Here is a 16,827-nt window from a genome sequence, read left to right as displayed (position 1 = left end):
CTAGACAAAATGACACCAAATGAGTTTTACTATGATCAGCTACCCCAACAAAACAAGGTGGCTTAACTAGAGCGGAATATCACTTATAAATACGCTTTTAGTTGTTCAAACATGTGGGACCACCTCTTCCTTTTCATATTACTGAACTTTTTCTGAGCTACATAAAGAATAGAATCTTTAGGTAAAGTATTTTCTGTTTCTTTACAGTCCAAAATAATTAAATTTTCTTTATTTAATTCCTTTCTTAATAACTTTATTTTTTCAGAATTTTTTTGTATGTCGCCATCAGCAATTAATAGCATGTCACTTGCAACTGCAGTTGCACTTTGACCACGGTCTTGCTTTAAAAATTCGATTCTTTCTTCCCGTGTTTTAGGATAATCATCATCAAAAGACCAATGAGATAAATTGCTGCCTGCATATTCCACAAACGTATAGTGATAGTTCGGCATAAATCTACGGAATTTTTTATAAAGCTCCATATCAGCTGACTCTAGTTCAGCTAAATATTTTTCCATATATTTAGTGATATAAAGCCGATCTGTAATGCCCTCTACCCAAATGGTGCAATTTGCTAAATAGACAGAAGATGGACGTACGCCTAATGAAGCAAGTAAGTCTCGATCTCTGTCACAACGGTAAATTTTAAAATCAAATTTCGTAGGATCTTCTTCTTTAGGTTGCTTTACGAACTTTTGAATCATGACTTGGTCAGATTCATCTGCCATATCTAGTAAATGGTTGGAGTGAGTAGTAAAAAAATAATAATGCGGTGTTTCATTAAGATAAAAGTTCATCAATTGACGAACCATACCTGCATGCATGTGCAGTTCTGGTTCTTCTATGAAAAAGGCATGCGTTTCTGGTTTGCCTTCTTTGTCTTTACTTTTTATATAAGCTTCATAAGTTAAGATTATCGCTTGTTGTAAGCCATCACCCAACTGTGAAATAGGGAATTGTTGATCGTTACCAATTTTAATATTTACAACATCTTGATCATGCTTAGGGATAAGTGAAACAGTCTCATTATCAAAAAAATATTGACTTAATTTTTCTTCATAATCTTTAATTAGTTCACGTTGTTCAGGTTCACCTAAAAGATGAATTTTAAGTTCATTGTATAAGCATTCACCAGTAATAATATTATTAGAGTTAAATTTATTCGTATCTGAAAAATAATCTTTTTGGGCTCGTTTAATATAAGGCTGTGTATTCTCTTGTTCTGTGACAGGACGCATACCGCGTAGGATAGGGATATAAGATTTTGATTTTTCATAAACTATATTATTTTCAAAATCATTAACATATTTCTGAATTTCAGAAACTTTATATGTAAATTCTTGTGTATATTCAATTCTCACTTTACTTAATTGATCTATTGTACGCTGATAATTCTCTTTATATCTATTTCTAGGAAAAATAGGACAGTCTATGGCATCATTTATCAATTTAAATAGTGTAGTTCGATTTTCGCCTGAGCTTATCGCCCCAAGCCAAATAGTACCTTGACTTGATTCAATGATGGATTTTAATTCAGTAAAATAATTAGATAAATTAGGAAAAGAAAAGTCTGGTATCGTATGTGTACTATTTATGAATAAGTTTCTTAAGAAACGGCTTTTACCGGCATTGTTTTTACCAATAAAAAAATTGAGCCTTTTTATCTCAATTGAATAAGGAAAATCGTTGTCAATATCGGAATTATAGCCTTCTAAATTTTCTGCCCAATAATATAATTTTTCTGTCATATAGCCCCCAAATATAGTAGCTAATTTAGCAATAAAACACTGCTTTTAAAAGATAATTTATAAATACATAAAGCAATTTTATCGTTATTGATTCAACGCTTCATTGTCCATATGCACTCTCAAAATGCGTCGCAATTCTAAAATGGCATCTGGAGACTCATGGATGGAATGTCCACCATTGAATATCTTTTCAGACACCGCGCCCTCTAAATGAGAACTTGTATAGGGAACAATGCCATCCGACATTTTACTCGGTTCAGTACTTTGCGTCTGATTCCCCATAATAGAATGATAAGGAATATCTTTATTTGGCATGATGTCAGCAGACAACAGCATAAAACGTGATTGTTGACTTAAATCTGCAGGTCCAGACTTAATCAGGCCCATAGTTGAATTTTTTGCATTCGGGAGTTCAACATTGACATCATTTAAAAAACTTAAAGGCAATACCACGATTTTTTTCGCCAAATTGGTAAACCAGCGGTCTGCATAGTCAGTACCATGATGCGGTGCGGCAATGAAAATTGCACGACTAACTGGCTTCAAGGCTTTAAAGACAAAACGATCGCGGATAATTGGATGACGTTGTAACTGTGTATTTTGTTCATAGTTCATGAGTGGAATAGCTTGAGCGGAAATATCTGCATCACTAACCAATAAACGACTGATGATGCCGCCCATACTATGTCCGATAATGACAGCATCTTGAGCCGATGGCGTATTGGGCTGAACAGTTGCAAATGCCTGTTTGAGTAAAGCATTGATTTGAAAACGACTCTCAAATATTGGCATATTGGTTGAGTAAAACACTTGCCAAACTTGGTAATGATCACGTAGTTTTTGATCACCCATAATGTTATTGGTCAGGCCGATCCAAGTTTCAGGACTGCTGGCTAATCCGTGAACCATGACAATAATCTTTTTATGGGGTTGATACGGCTCTAACATAAACACATGTGGCATGCGCAAATGTTCTTCTTTATTCAGGAGTGTCCAATAGCCAGATTGTCCTAATTTATTTTCGGCTAACCAAAGTCCATAAGGCACAGAATAATTGGCCGTTAGCGTATAGGACTGAGATTCAATTTTTGCCTTTTTAAATTGATAGGGATTAAATAATTCAACATTAAAGTCTGATTGCGGCGACAAAATTTCACTAATGCTGCTATTAGTCTTGGCAGGCTCTGCGATTGCACTGACAGATAAATACCGTGCCGTATGGATATTGGGGTTGGGTTTATTTGCATAATACTGTTCAGGATCTAGTACAAAAGGCTCCGCAGCAGACAGATCCGTGGCTTTTTTGACTAAGACAAATTCAGAGCCAATGCCTTCCTGACGATTAATGGTTTTTAAGCCTGAAAAATTAAAATTATAGCTCGATTGTAATTTATCAATGTCCGCATTTTTGATTTCAGGATAATGTCATAGTTAAAATGATAAAGCGATGAACCCAACATTAAACTTTCAGGCATTTGCTGATAGTCAAAGCGGGTGAATGATGAGGTGATCAGACGTGATAAAGCCACATTATAAAAGGTGCGGACTTGTCCCTGACGCAAATCAAATAAGCGTTCTTCTGGGGCTTGAGCGGATTTAAATAGATAGACATAGCTGTAACGCAGACTGAAATCAAAGTCTGCAAGCTGCTGATCCATACACATTTTAATTTTGCTTGAAGCTAATTTTCCGCTGTGTTGTTTTAAGCTTTTTTTGCATTGTGGATTTTGATCGGCGCTTAAAGCACGTGCCATGTACAGCTCACTTGCTGATGCATAGACTTGAGCAATATCTAAAGTTTCATTGTTACGCATTTTGTGAATACAACTTTCAAGCGCATTTAAACAAGATTGGTCGCTTTCATTCACCATTAACAGGATTTGATGGCTAAATGTACTGAGCTTTTGATGGGTTAATATGCTGTCTGTTTTATTATTTAGTGACGCACTGAGTTGATTTTTTTGTAATTTGACCAATTGGCATCCACTGAGCAAACTCAGGCTGATGATACACATAAAACGAGCGGGTAAATGCGTGAAAGGCATCATTGGAAAGGTCACAGGCATCTATTTATTGTTATTTTAACCTTTATAAAATAGTAAAAATAGGGCAGGTGTTACAGCGCTCAATCCAAGAAAATTACTACGTATACATCCTTTCTATAAGCTAATGTACGAATGCTGTAATACAGAAAAGTTGATCTGAGGTTCAAACAATATCACGTATTAAATTTAATCTAATTGTGCTGCTGGTTTTTTAAGGTCATGTTGAGCAGTTTGTGGTGAATGAATCGTAATTTATCCAATACTGGATTCGACAATGTAAATGGATATGCATCATCTAAGCCCATGCTGCGGTTCAATGCATTTAAATTAAAGGTCAACGTCATCCAATGTTGCAGCAAGAGGTCAAAATTCTGAGCGCCAATCGGGTTCTCTTTCAGTTCTAAATTATTCAAATCTGACTTATTGGTTTTGACCACTAATCCTGCATAGTAGGCGGTTTCAAGAGTGTCCATCATGTGCAAATAATGCGCCCATGTTTCCGCCCAATCTTCCCAAGGATGCGTACTGGCATAGGAACTAACATAGTAATCCGCCCAATTTTGCGGAGCACCGTCATTATAATGACGTTTCAAAGCTTCACTATAATCTTGTCGTTCATCACCAAACAGTTCTCGAAATTCATCAATCAGCTCTGGGTGTAAATGTTTAATCAAATCAAAATAATAATGACCACTTTCATGTCTAAAATGACCTAGAAGTGTACGGTAGTTTTCACCCATTTTTATACGCGTTGTTTCGCGGTAAATCACATCTGCTTCACTGGCATTCAAGGTAATAATTCCATTGGCATGACCGGTCATAACAGGTGTATTTTCTGTTGGCATCAGAAAATCAAAACGAAGTCCAAAACGGTCATCTTGGCTGCGTTTAGGACGCGGCATGGTATTGAGCTGCTGCATTAAATACAAAAAACGCCGTTTAGCATGTTCCAATCGTGCCCAGTACACAATATGGTCTGGGTTATCTAAGTTGGGAATGGTGTGAGTGAGCAGGCAAGACTCACAATAAATTTCCTCACTGTCAGCAGGCACCATCCAGTTACATATCTGATGATGCTGATAATTATGACAAGGTTTAAAGCGTTTTCCCTTTATTTCAGGATTTAACGCAAGCCACAGCGTAGTGCTGTGCTTTTCAAAACAGCCCATTTGCTTTTCAGAGGCAATATAACCCAGCGCAGTCTGACAATTGACACAGTGTGAATTGGCAAAAAAGATTTGGTTAGAACATACCGCGCAGCTGAAATATTTCATAGGCGTTGAGTGATGAATAGAATGATCAATCAGTATAAATGATGTTCAATGTTGATGAAATAAATTGAACTTCGAGTTTGTTACATGTCGGTCAATGCTCTTGTTTAAGAACAACGACCTTAATAAATGGTCCTTCATCAAATAATACATCGCAGTATTAGTGCAAATGGGGCGGTAGGAGTGCGTTTATCGCACAAATAATGAACAATAAAATCTAAAAGAAAGTTAAGAGTCCCAAAAAACGATCATTTTTCATGTTCCTCACTTGGCACAGTTTCTGCATTTCTATCGATATTACGAAATAAATATTTCGTATTACTTAAACAGGAGATGCATATGAACCGCCATCAATCTGCAACATTTCTGCATCAATTAAAGCAATTTTTTATTGAGCTACTGAGCGCCCGTGCGGGTTTCTATATTCAGCAAAAAAAATAAGGAACAACAGTGCCTAAACAAAAGCTGGCGCGTATCAGTATTACAGTACCTGAAAAAACAGTCGATGCTTTGGATCAAAAAATTGCCGATCAGCATTATGAAAGCCGTTCTCAGGCCATTGTCGACATGATCAATAAGCATCTGATTGCCGATCAGGAGCAACGAAATGAAGTGATGGTCGGCACATTTACCTTACTTTATGACGCAAGTAGTACGGCCCTACGTATTCAGCTTTTAGATTTACAGCAGCAGTTTTTAGAACAAGTAGTGAGCTCGCTGCATATTCAACTCGATGACCACAAAATTTTAGAAGTCATGATTCTGCAAGGCGTCAGTTCAGAGCTCAAAGTTATCAGTCAGCATTTTTCAGCACTTAAGAGTGTGATTAAAGGACATTTGGAGTTGATGGACGCTGTGATGCCGCCAATTCCGCAAAATGCAAAGAATTAAGGAGTTTTAAAATGGGCCAATTATATCGATCACAAGGTCATAAAGACCAAATCACAAATAAACAGCAAGCACATGCTATTGCAGCCAACCATAGACCAAATCGTGCAAAGCACAATGCTAAATCAGTCAGTAATCCGAATACACCATCGTTTTTGTACACCAATACCAAATTTAACTGTAATGCCATCGGGGAAATCGCACTATGATCAAAAAAGCCTGCTTATCTGCATCCGTTTTGACCGCCATCTTACTGGGTGGTTGTGACAATACAGCCAAAACACCTGAACCAAACGCGCAAGCAGAAGGCACAGTCAATACAAAAGCCATCACAATTGGCTATAGCGACTGGCCTGGTTTTGTCGCATGGCAAGTTGCTATTGAAAAAGGCTGGTTGAAAGAAGCCGGTGTCAATGTGGACTTTAAATGGTTTGATTATTCAGCTTCATTATCTGCATTTGCGGCTAATCAGTTGGATGCTGTTTTGGTCACTAATGGCGACAACTTAGTCACGGGTTCTGGCGGCACGAAAGGCGTCATGATTATGGCGACGGACTATTCTGCGGGTAATGATGTCATCATTGCTAAAGATGGCGTCAATAGCCTTGCCGATTTAAAAGGAAAAAGTGTCGCGACTGAAAAAGGCTTGGTTGATCATTTGCTTTTAGCGACGGCTTTGGATGATGCAAAAATTCAAGCTTCTGAAGTGAAGTTGGTCAACACCATGACCAATGAGCTGCCACAAGTATTTGCAAGTCCTGATATTGCAGCGATTGCCGTGTGGCAACCGGTCGCAAATCAAGCTTTGAAAGCTGTTGCTGGCTCTAAAATTATTTATACATCGAAAGATAAACCCGGTCTGATTTACGACACATTAACCGTCAACATGACGCATTTATCTGCCAACAAAGAAGAATGGAAAAAAATCATTCAAGTTTGGGATAAAACGGTTAAATACATCAACGACCCTGCAACGCATGCCGATGCAGTGAAAATCATGTCGACCCGTGTTGGCGTTGATCCTGCACAATATGAACAGTTTATTGGAGGGACACATTTACTGGATTTAGCTGCCAATAAACAAGTCTTTAAAAAAGGTACAGGATTTGATTCACTTTATGGCTCGAGTTATCACGTGAACAAATTTAATGTTGCCAATGGCATTTATAAAACCGAAATGGATGTCGATGGATCAATCTATCCAACGTTGGTTGAAGAACTGAAATAAGTTGAAATATAGCTAAAAAAAGCCCTGAATGATGTAAAAATTTCAGGGCTAACAACATCAATTTAATGTCCCAATAACTTATGCCTTCATAATATGAAGCGGAGCGATGACCACAGTCATTAATCTGCTTTATATTTTTCCAGCGTGAAATTCCCAGTGAGCTACTAATTAAGCTAAAACCATGTTCTGCCGCATAAAGTGCAGTACGCTCGAAGCGCATATCAAAACACATCGTGCAACGAATGCCTTTTTCAGGCTCATTTTCATAGCTTTAGCGCGAGCAAACCAATTGTCTGTGTCATAGTCAGAGTCAATAAACGGAATATTGTGTTTTTCTGCAAAGCGGATATTTTCCTCTTTACGGATTTCATATTCTTTTACTGGATGAATATTGGGATTGTAAAAAAAGATCGAAAAATCAATACCAGATTCAATTAAAGTTTCCATGACTTCGCCAGAACAGGGCGCACAGCAAGAATGCAATAAAAGCTTGTCATGACCTGTTGGGAGCGTCAGTTTCTGACGGTCAAGTTTGTTAGACATAATCATAAGCTATAAGTATAAACTTTATATTTTAGCGATTCATGGACATATCAAAGCTCGAATATGCTGATTTTTTCTAAGTACAAGTTGAGTCATATTCAGTATATTGACTAAAAAGCTGAAACGACATGAATATATGCTTATTTCATATTTTGTTTATCTATTTATGGCAAGGTTTAAGAACTTTATAGCTCAGGACAAAAGTATATTAGTGTTACAGATTCAATATTAAAACAATTAGTGATTTGATCTTTTTTCATTTTAAAGTTAGAAAAATTCACCCTAATGAATAAATCGCTAAATTTTGAGAGTTGAGATATTGAGCCAATCTGTACGATTCGACACATTTCAGATATGTGTTTGAATGAAAAAATTTTCATTGAATTTTTTTTAAGCCCTTATTTACATTAAATAAAATTTAAATGCTACCTGGGTGGCAGTTTTTTTATCGCCAGTTGAATGATGCATAGTTGAAGAAAATTCATTGTATTTAAATCTTAAACATGAATTTATCTCACTTTTAGTTGAGGTTAAATCATTTTTATTCATCTTAAGTTTCACGTATAAATTACTTCATACAGAAATTTTGATTATTTTTAATTTTAGGGTAGTGAATCTCCATGAGTCATAAATTTGCATGTTCAATCAAACGTATCCGCTTTGATGAAAACTATAAACCAGCTGACAATACACGTTTAACAACGAACTTTGCCAATTTGGCACGTGGTGAACACCGTGAAGAGAATCTGCGCCGTACTTTGGCAATGATTAATAACCGTTTCAATAGTTTAGCTACTTGTGACAACCCAAATGCAGATCGTTATTCACTTGAAATTGACATCATTTCGGCTGAACTCGATGTGGAAGGCAATGGTCAAACTTTCCCATTTATTGAAACTTTAAAGAGCACCATCATCGACCATAAAACCAATGAACGCATTGAAGGCATGATCGGCAACAGTTTTTCATCGTATGTACGTGACTATGACTTCAGCGTGGTATTACCAGCACTCGGCTGTAAGTTCAATGAAAAACCTGAAGATTTTGGTGATTTACATGGCAAGCTATATCAACATTTGATCAATTCAGATGTATTCAAAGCTGAATTTAAAAAACAGCCTGTCATCTGTTTAAGTGTTTCAACGACAAAAACCTATTACCGTACTGCAAATGTGCATCCGATCTTAGGTGTGGAATACACTAATGATGATTACTCCCGTACAGATGATTATTTTGCAAAAATGGGCTTAAGCGTTCGTTACTTTAAACCTGAAAATGCAACTGCACCATTGGCATTCTATTCGGCAAATAACTTGCTCAGCGACTATACAGATTTCGAACTGATCAGCGCGATCAGCACCATGGAAAGTTTCCAAAAAATCTACCGTCCTGAAATTTACAATACCAATGCGACAGCAGGTTTAGTGTATCAACCAAGCTTAAGCTTCGGTGATTATTCATTAACCCGTATTGTGTATGACCGTGTTGAACGTGGTCAGTTGGCGGTTAAACAGGGCAAATGGACAGAAAAGAACTTTATCCAGCCATATAAAGACATTCTGAATGAGTGGGCGGCTAATTTTAGTATTGAAAATGCAGCCGCAGCTTAATTTTAAATCACTTGTGATTTAAAGCACCTGTTTTAAAGAATATGTTTCATGCATCAGTTAATTTGTGATCAATATTTATTTCGTAAAGAAATTTCCCTCTCCTTTTAAGGAGAGGGTTAGGGAGAGGATATATATGAAATATTCCCTCATCCTCTTGCGGAGCATGCTCCTCATCCCATAGGGAGAAGGGACTTTCAATATGAATTTAATAATCAATTGATAACTTTTTGGTTTTTGCAAAATTTAGAATATAGAGATAGAAGATCGAATATGGCCATTTTACTCCCAACTTCAACTGCTGGCAGCTTACCTAAACCATCTTGGCTGGCTGAACCTGAAAAACTGTGGTCAGCATGGAAGCTTGAAGGCGAAGAATTATTAGATGCAAAACGTGATGCGTTGAAATTATCTTTGCATGAACAAATCCATGCAGGCATTGATATTGTCAGTGATGGTGAACAAACCCGTCAGCATTTTGTAACCACATTTATTGAACATCTTGAAGGTGTAGATTTCGAAAAGCGTGAAACGATGCGTATTCGTAATCGTTACGATGCAAGTGTACCGTCTGTGGTGGGCGAAGTATCGCGTAAGAAAGCAGTGTTTGTTGATGATGCAAAATTCTTACGCAGCCAAACCAATCAGCCGATCAAATGGGCTTTGCCTGGCCCAATGACGATGATTGATACTTTGTATGATGGTCACTACAAAAGCCGTGAAAAATTAGCTTGGGAATTTGCTAAAATCCTCAATCAAGAAGCGCTAGAGCTTGAAGCGGCAGGCGTGGACATCATTCAATTTGATGAGCCTGCATTTAACGTATTTTTTGATGAAGTCAATGACTGGGGTATTGCGACATTAGAGCGTGCGCTTGAAGGTTTGAAATGCGAAACAGCCGTTCATATTTGCTATGGTTATGGCATTAAAGCCAATACCGATTGGAAACAGACTTTGGGTAATGAATGGCGCCAATACGAAGAATCATTCCCGAAACTGCAACAATCGAAGCTCGATATCATCTCACTTGAATGCCAAAACTCTCGTGTACCAATGGATTTAATCGAACTCATCCGCGGTAAAAAAGTCATGGTTGGCGCAATTGATGTTGCAACCAATCAAGTTGAAACAGCAGAAGAAGTAGCTAATACATTACGCAAAGCATTGCAATTTGTAAATGCCGACAAGCTATATCCTTCAACAAACTGCGGTATGGCGCCTTTACCTCGCCACGTGGCGCAAGGCAAACTAAATGCGCTAAGCGCAGGCGCTGCCATTATTCGCCAAGAATTGACCGCATAAATTCGAGCTGACTCAATTTCATGTAAGGGCAATAAGGAAATTAAATTTGCTATTGTCCAAACCTGAGAAAGAGATAAGCCATATAGACCATTGAGATTGAAGAGATGATTGAAGCAACTGATTTTAGAAATGCAATGTCTTTATTGACGACTGCAGTCAACGTGATTACGACTGAGGGCGAAGCAGGCATGCATGGATTTACAGCATCAGCAGTATGCAGTGTGACAGATACACCGCCAACTTTGCTGGTTTGTATGAATCAATCATCTCGTTCTCATGCGCATTTTCTTGAAAATAAAGTTCTGTCTGTCAATGTTTTGGGCGCACAGCATGAGCAGATTTCCAATGCTTTTGCTTCAAGCAAATTCAATTCGGAAGAGCGGTTTAAATTGGGTTCTTGGACCACATTAGAAACAGGTTCACCAATATTAAAAGATGCTTTGGTCAGTTTTGACTGTCAGATTGAACAGATTCAAGAAGTGGGTACGCACAGCGTGTTTATGTGCCGTGTGGTCGCAATCAAGCAAAGTCAGCAGGAGGAAAGCTTGGTGTATTTCAACCGTGCTTATCATGCTGTGGGTCAAGTGGAGTTGGCTTAATCACTTCGTAAATTATTTATAATCAATATTAGATTTCTTGCCAAAGTCAAAAAACATTCAGAATGTGATTTTAAATGAGTAACTAAAAGTTGCTTCTCCCTTTGTGATGAGGAGCATGTTCCTCATCCTTTAAAAAAGAGAGGGAACATTCATTATTCACCGAATGATAGTACATATTTGATTTATACAAGATTTCTCTTCATTTTAAATCGGTATATTGTGGAACTCATTACTTTCTTAATTATTGGTGCATTTGCTGGTTTTGCTGCGGGGCTGTTTGGCGTTGGCGGCGGTACTATCATTGTGCCTTTGCTCTATATTGTTTTTAGCCAAATGGGCTATAGTCCCGATGTGATTATGCATTTGGCGCTCGGCACATCTTTGGCTACGATTGTTGTGACATCGATCAGCTCCTTGATGGCGCACAATAAAAATGGTGCTGTGATTTGGCCTGTATTTAAAAATTTAGCTCCGTCTATGGCGATTGGCTGTTTTGCAGGCGCAGGGATTGCAGACTGGCTGTCAGGTTTACATCTGCAAATGATTGTCGGTGTATTTTTACTTTGGGTGGCTTATACCATGTTTATGGGAGCAAAAAAGCCAGTCGATCCAAATAAAACACTACCATCTACAGCTAAACAAATTGCAGCAGGTTCGGGTATCGGCGTTGCATCGGCCATCTTCGGGATTGGCGGCGGTAGTATTACGGTACCGTATTTAACGGCAAATGGCGTGGTGATGCAAAAAGCAGTCGGGACGTCTGCCGCTTGCGGTTTACCTATTGCCATTGCTGGTGCATTAGGCTTTATGTTTTTTGGTATGCAACAGCAAGTTGAAATTCCAAATACCATTGGCTTTATTCATATTTATGCCTTTTTGGGCATTAGTGTGATGAGTTTCTTTACGGCTAAATATGGCGCGAAAACTGCGCATGCGCTTTCACCAGCAGTACTGAAAAAATGTTTCGCGGTGCTGTTGTGTATTGTTGGATGCTTTTTTCTAGTGAAAGGCATTTTATAGAAGCCGACTGATCACAGTTAATTCATTCGAAACGTATGCTCTAGTGTGCAACAGCAAGCTAGAGCATTTTTATCTATAGCAATTTAAGTCTTTAAAATTTCAAAGATATTATTTAAAAATTACATTTCAAAACTGACATCTCAAAGCTCTGTGCTTTTAGAAAAAACATTGATAATCACAATGCCCAATAAAATAAAGGCCAAACCAATCATGGCAGGTAGGTCTAAATTTTGTTTAAACACAACCCAGCCCACGCATGAAATAAGCACAATGCCTGCAGCGGACCACATGGCGTAGGCCAATCCCATAGGAATCGATTTAAAGGTCAAACCTAAAAAAAAGAGCGCAATGGCATAGCCCAATACGGTAAAAATAATCGGCACAAGTTCAGTAAAGCCATTACTGGCTTTTAAGGCGGATGTAGCAATCACTTCGGCAATGATTGCAATGAGCAAATATATAAACGACATTGATTTCCTATAGACATTCTATTGCATGGTGCATGAGATGCTGTTTTTCATTTCGTAACCAATCTGTACTTTCTGTCGTGGTATCAGTGTGATGCTGAAATGCATAATGTGGAACATAAATATCCACCTCAAATATCAGCTGTATTGCTTGACCGTTAATAATTAGGTTTTGCTTTAAATGTGTTTCATCAATAAATTCAAAATGATCAAAATTAAGTGATTGATCTTGCTGAGAGGAAGTCGTTGTATAGTACTTATGCAGACCATCTACAGCGATGGATACTTCAAAGCTTTCAATCACCTTTTCATATATAGTAGGTGCAGATGATATGTTGATGCTGGCAACTGTTTGCTGATCTGTAGGTAAACGGCTCAGTGCGAAGGCCACATGCTTATCACAAATAATTAAACCGCCATCCATCGGCAATGGTTGATGACTTTCTACATCGAGGGCTGACTTCAAACGCAGGCCTAAAAATAGCCCTTCATGAACTTGCTGACGCCAGTCTTCGACATACGCATTGCTTGGAGAGAATTCTAAAATACAGTTGCCAATCGCATGCAACTTGGCAGGCTCTGGCCATTGCACATGATTTTGATAATTTGAGTGTGCTTCAACATCCCAAGACAATAATTGCTGTTCAGCATCCCAAAGAGTGTTGCCAATCCAGCCTTGACGTTCATTCACTGGCGTATTTTCACGGCTTTTAAAACGTAGATCGATGGTGAAACTACGAGATTGAAACCAATAAACAATGGTTTTTTCATCCGTTAAACCATTTGAAAAACTGATACTTTTACGACGAAATGCACCATACAAATAGTCTGGAATAGGACCTGAAATCTCTTGGCTGGCTGGAAGCTGTGCTAAAGCCTGAAATAAATTCATGCGTTTGCTCCTTGTACTTCTGTATTTTCATCCATACCAAATGAGGACAAAGGCACAGCATTTCTTAGACTCAGCTCTCCTGAAGCGATACGTTTTTTAAGATAACTAAAGGTTTGCGCGGTTTGATTAAATAAATGTTCACCACCAATTAAGGGCTGATATTTAGGCGCTTCAGTTGAATGTACTGGCTCAATGATCGTGTCGTAATTGCAGGCGCAGAATAAGGGGAAAGAGTAGCGTTCTTCAGAGACTTTTTTAACACGGTGTTTAGTGGCCAAATATTTGCCATTCGAAAAAATTTCCATCATATCGCCAATATTCATCACCAAGGTATTTTCAATCAATGGAATATCCATCCATTCACCTTGTTTATTGAGTACCTGCAAACCTGGTGCAGTCGGTAAGAGCAGTGTAAAGCACTCATAATCTGTATGCGCGCCAATACCTTCGGCATCTTTCACTTCAGGGTTATACGGATAATGGATTAGACGCAGCTGGCTGGTCGGATGGGTAATTTTGCAATCAAAAAAATGCTCATCGACATTCAATGCTAAAGCAAAGGCCTGAAAAATCTGCTCGCTAATACTGCGTAAATGGCAGTAATAATCACTGACCGTACTTTTAAATGTGGCATCATCTGGCCATAACGTAGGGCCAAGCAAAGGAAATGCTGTCGCTTCGCCGTGATAATCATAATTGACGTCATAGGCTTCTTTTAAGTCGTAGCTGTTGCCTGCAAATTGTTCTTCACCAATTGGCACATAGCCACTATGATTTTTCGACAGTCCAACATAGTGTTGCATTTTACTTGCGGTATCTTGTTGAAAATAACGCTTTGCCACCTGAATTAGTGATGTCGCAAAATCAAAATTGAACTGATCACCCTTTAAATATAGAAAACCAACATCTTTACAGGCTTGATCCAATGCAGAGGCTACTTCTAAGCGTTCTGACAGTACCGTACTTTGCATTTTCGATATATCAACAAGTGGCAAAACATAAGATTCATTCATCTTCAATTCCTGTAATGTTGGCCGTCCAACGCTGTAGTACATCATTTAGGCCGTCCTAAAGATGAAGAGGGATTAATCCAGTTATTTTTGCGTACTGACTTGGGTCATACGTGGAATTTTCGGTAGGTTTTCCATCGCTGGGTCGAGCTCGTCTTCCTGCGCATGTACCAAGAAATCCACCCGTTCACGCAGTTGTTTAAATTCAGGACTCAGCATGAGTTCAGGATTACGAGGACGGGGTAAATCGACCTCAATAATTTCTTTAATTTCACCAGGATTGGCTTTGAGCGCCACAATACGATCCGCCAATAAAATCGCTTCATCCATATCGTGGGTCACAAAAATGATGGTGATATCAATGTTTTGCCATAGATCCATTAAATGCTTTTGCATTTTTTGACGGGTATGCGGGTCAAGTGCGCCAAAAGGCTCATCCATCAATAATATTTTTGGTTCATTGACCAATGCGCGGGCAATAGCAACGCGCTGTTTCATCCCGCCAGAAAGCTGATGCGGATACTGATCTTGGTATTTTTCTAGACCAATAATATCAATCCATTCTCGGGCGCTGGATTCGGCCGAAGCATTGCTGGCACCTTTCATTAAAGGGCCAAACATCACATTTTCTTTGACCGTTTTCCATGGAAAAAGCGTGTAGCCTTGAAACACCATGCCACGCTCAGGGCTTGGGCCTTCAATCGCTTGGCCATCGACCAGCAATTCACCGCTACTGTAAGGATCAAGCCCAGCCACAATTCGGCTAAAGGTCGATTTACCGCAACCCGATGGGCCAATCACGCAGATAAATTCACGTTTATGAATCTTTAAATCCAACTGATTTAAAATAGTGCGTTCAGTTTTGCCGTGCTTGAAACTTTGTGTAAGTTTTTTTGCTTCTAAAATGACAGGGCGTGCATAAATTGCATCGAAATAAGTGGTGGCATTAAACTCTGTGCTGTTCATTATTTTGCTCCTGCTTTCCATTTAAATAGACGTTGACCGAGTTTCATTAGCACCACATCGCACACCAAACCAATCACCCCAATGATGAGGATCGCGGCATAGACATTGTCAAAGTTTTGGTAACGCGCTTGTTGGGTGATAAACCAGGTAATCCCAGAGGTTGTGCCGATCAGTTCAGATACGATCAGATAGGTCCAAGCCCAGCCGAGCAATACACGCAAGTCGCGGTAAATATCAGGAAGCGCTGCTGGAATCACCACATGAAATAAGCTTTTTATTTTATTGGTGCCCAGCGTAAAACCTGCTTCAATCAGGCCACGGTCTACCATCCGTGTGGTGTTGGCGATAATTAGAATTTGCTGAAATAGCGTACCAATCACGATAATGGCAATTTTAGGTGCATCATTAATGCCTAAAATCGCAACGGCTAAGGCGCCAAAAGCAGGAGCGGGCAAGTAACGGAAAAACTCAACAAAGGGTTCGGTCAGTAGAGATATTTTTTGAGAAAAACCGCAAAGAATACCCAGTGGAATACCGATGAGAGAGGCAATAAAAAAAGCGCTGAACACAATTTTAATACTGTGCCATAAGCTTTGATGAAACCATGGGGCATCAGGTTGGGCAGGTGGAGTTATAAAAGCCGTAACTAATGCTTTTGCTACTTCGTGCGGTGCAGGTAGATAGATCGGATTGACCAGTTTGCCTTGCGGTGGTTCTGCACCTGCATTGACCGCAGATTGTGCTTCGGCATAAAACACCGCTTTGTCGACACGGCTATCAACCTGAAAATAAGGCACACTGCCAGACTGCGTAATTTGTACCTGAGGATGCCATAAAAATGGCAAATAACTCACTGCACACCAAATGAGCACAGGAATTAAAAATGATCCTAAGCCAAGCAATAGCTTGCTTTTTGGACTGAGCTCTCTTGCGACATAACCCATACTGACCAAGCCCCAATATTACTTTTTTAATAAAACGTAATACTGTTAAGCAATTTGAATGCCAAACGCGTGTATGCCGTGTTTTATTGGCCTTATGTAAAGTTAGATAGGCTATAAACAGCAAAAAGCCTGCAAAAGAAGCAGGTAATATTAGGGTCTGTTGACATTTATTGATTAAAAAAATAGCGAGATAGTAAAATTAAATCGCCAAACCCAATTTTACACTCGCTATGCCTCGAACAATGCTAAATGATCAACACTGGTCCAAGTTACTTGCTATTTTCCGTCACTTTAATA

The 16,827-nt window shown here is 38.8% G+C and carries 14 protein-coding genes and 2 pseudogenes; 7 read left to right on the top strand and 9 right to left on the bottom strand.

Translation table 11 applies throughout. The features are described 5' to 3' along the window. Positions 1-83 precede the first annotated feature (83 nt). The 3 genes and pseudogenes from FTT77_RS15935 to FTT77_RS15925 form a co-directional block, all read right to left on the bottom strand. Positions 84-1,748, bottom strand: a complete 1,665-nt coding sequence (locus tag FTT77_RS15935) for an AAA family ATPase (RefSeq protein ID WP_180109547.1) — start codon at positions 1,746-1,748, stop codon at positions 84-86. 84 nt (positions 1,749-1,832) lie between these two features. Next, a pseudogene (locus tag FTT77_RS15930) lies at positions 1,833-3,796 on the bottom strand (lipase family alpha/beta hydrolase). A 188-nt stretch (positions 3,797-3,984) separates the two neighbouring features. Continuing rightward, on the bottom strand, positions 3,985-5,067 hold the full coding sequence (locus FTT77_RS15925) for a putative zinc-binding metallopeptidase (protein ID WP_180008846.1): 1,083 nt from the start codon (positions 5,065-5,067) through the stop codon (positions 3,985-3,987). Positions 5,068-5,514: 447 nt separating this feature from the next. Between FTT77_RS15925 and FTT77_RS15920 the strand changes: the two genes are divergently transcribed. From FTT77_RS15920 to FTT77_RS15910, 3 genes are read left to right on the top strand one after another with little or no spacing between them, the layout of a single operon-like run. Next, the gene (locus tag FTT77_RS15920; protein ID WP_180008844.1) at positions 5,515-5,955 is read left to right on the top strand and encodes a ribbon-helix-helix protein, CopG family; all 441 of its coding nucleotides are present in this window, start codon (positions 5,515-5,517) and stop codon (positions 5,953-5,955) included. Positions 5,956-5,966: 11 nt separating this feature from the next. Next, positions 5,967-6,161, top strand: a complete 195-nt coding sequence (locus tag FTT77_RS15915; RefSeq protein ID WP_180008842.1) for a hypothetical protein — start codon at positions 5,967-5,969, stop codon at positions 6,159-6,161. Then, complete coding sequence (locus FTT77_RS15910; protein ID WP_180008840.1) at positions 6,158-7,180, top strand: ABC transporter substrate-binding protein; 1,023 nt, start codon at positions 6,158-6,160, stop codon at positions 7,178-7,180. The genes FTT77_RS15915 and FTT77_RS15910 overlap by 4 nt, the downstream gene beginning before the upstream one ends. Positions 7,181-7,247: 67 nt before the next feature. On the opposite strand, the pseudogene FTT77_RS15905 reads toward FTT77_RS15910, so the two are convergent. Next, positions 7,248-7,723, bottom strand: a pseudogene (locus FTT77_RS15905) (epoxyqueuosine reductase QueH); the annotation flags it as partial. Between the two features lie 620 nt (positions 7,724-8,343). Between FTT77_RS15905 and FTT77_RS15900 the strand changes: the two are divergent. From FTT77_RS15900 to FTT77_RS15885, 4 genes are all read left to right on the top strand, one after another. Next, the gene (locus FTT77_RS15900) at positions 8,344-9,333 is read left to right on the top strand and encodes a putative oxygenase MesX (RefSeq protein ID WP_180008838.1); all 990 of its coding nucleotides are present in this window, start codon (positions 8,344-8,346) and stop codon (positions 9,331-9,333) included. Between the two features lie 270 nt (positions 9,334-9,603). Then, positions 9,604-10,632: a methionine synthase gene (locus FTT77_RS15895; protein ID WP_180109546.1), complete on the top strand. Its 1,029-nt coding sequence runs from the start codon at positions 9,604-9,606 to the stop codon at positions 10,630-10,632. Between the two features lie 104 nt (positions 10,633-10,736). Beyond that, the gene (locus FTT77_RS15890) at positions 10,737-11,231 is read left to right on the top strand and encodes a flavin reductase (protein ID WP_111884696.1); all 495 of its coding nucleotides are present in this window, start codon (positions 10,737-10,739) and stop codon (positions 11,229-11,231) included. Between the two features lie 219 nt (positions 11,232-11,450). Beyond that, on the top strand, positions 11,451-12,251 hold the full coding sequence (locus FTT77_RS15885) for a sulfite exporter TauE/SafE family protein (RefSeq protein WP_180109545.1): 801 nt from the start codon (positions 11,451-11,453) through the stop codon (positions 12,249-12,251). 140 nt (positions 12,252-12,391) lie between these two features. On the opposite strand, the gene FTT77_RS15880 is transcribed toward FTT77_RS15885, so the two are convergent. The 5 genes from FTT77_RS15880 to FTT77_RS15860 form a co-directional block, all read right to left on the bottom strand. Continuing rightward, the gene (locus tag FTT77_RS15880; protein WP_117007380.1) at positions 12,392-12,721 is read right to left on the bottom strand and encodes a multidrug efflux SMR transporter; all 330 of its coding nucleotides are present in this window, start codon (positions 12,719-12,721) and stop codon (positions 12,392-12,394) included. Positions 12,722-12,728: 7 nt separating this feature from the next. Continuing rightward, entirely contained in the window at positions 12,729-13,610 is an 882-nt protein-coding gene (locus FTT77_RS15875) for a hypothetical protein (RefSeq protein WP_180109544.1), read from the bottom strand. Continuing rightward, positions 13,607-14,623 carry an isopenicillin N synthase family oxygenase gene (locus FTT77_RS15870; protein ID WP_180008900.1) on the bottom strand — a complete coding sequence of 339 codons (1,017 nt, stop codon included), beginning with the start codon at positions 14,621-14,623 and terminating at the stop codon, positions 13,607-13,609. Before FTT77_RS15870 ends, FTT77_RS15875 begins: the two co-directional genes overlap by 4 nt. A gap of 81 nt (positions 14,624-14,704) precedes the next feature. Then, entirely contained in the window at positions 14,705-15,586 is an 882-nt protein-coding gene (locus FTT77_RS15865) for an ABC transporter ATP-binding protein (protein WP_120367011.1), read from the bottom strand. Then, positions 15,586-16,530, bottom strand: a complete 945-nt coding sequence (locus FTT77_RS15860) for an ABC transporter permease (protein WP_180048949.1) — start codon at positions 16,528-16,530, stop codon at positions 15,586-15,588. The genes FTT77_RS15865 and FTT77_RS15860 overlap by 1 nt, the downstream gene beginning before the upstream one ends. Positions 16,531-16,827: the final 297 nt, after the last annotated feature.

The sequence above is a fragment of the Acinetobacter sp. YH01010 genome (genome assembly GCF_013420775.1).
Taxonomy (GTDB): domain Bacteria; phylum Pseudomonadota; class Gammaproteobacteria; order Pseudomonadales; family Moraxellaceae; genus Acinetobacter; species Acinetobacter amyesii.
This window is presented reverse-complemented; position numbering and strand designations above follow the sequence as displayed.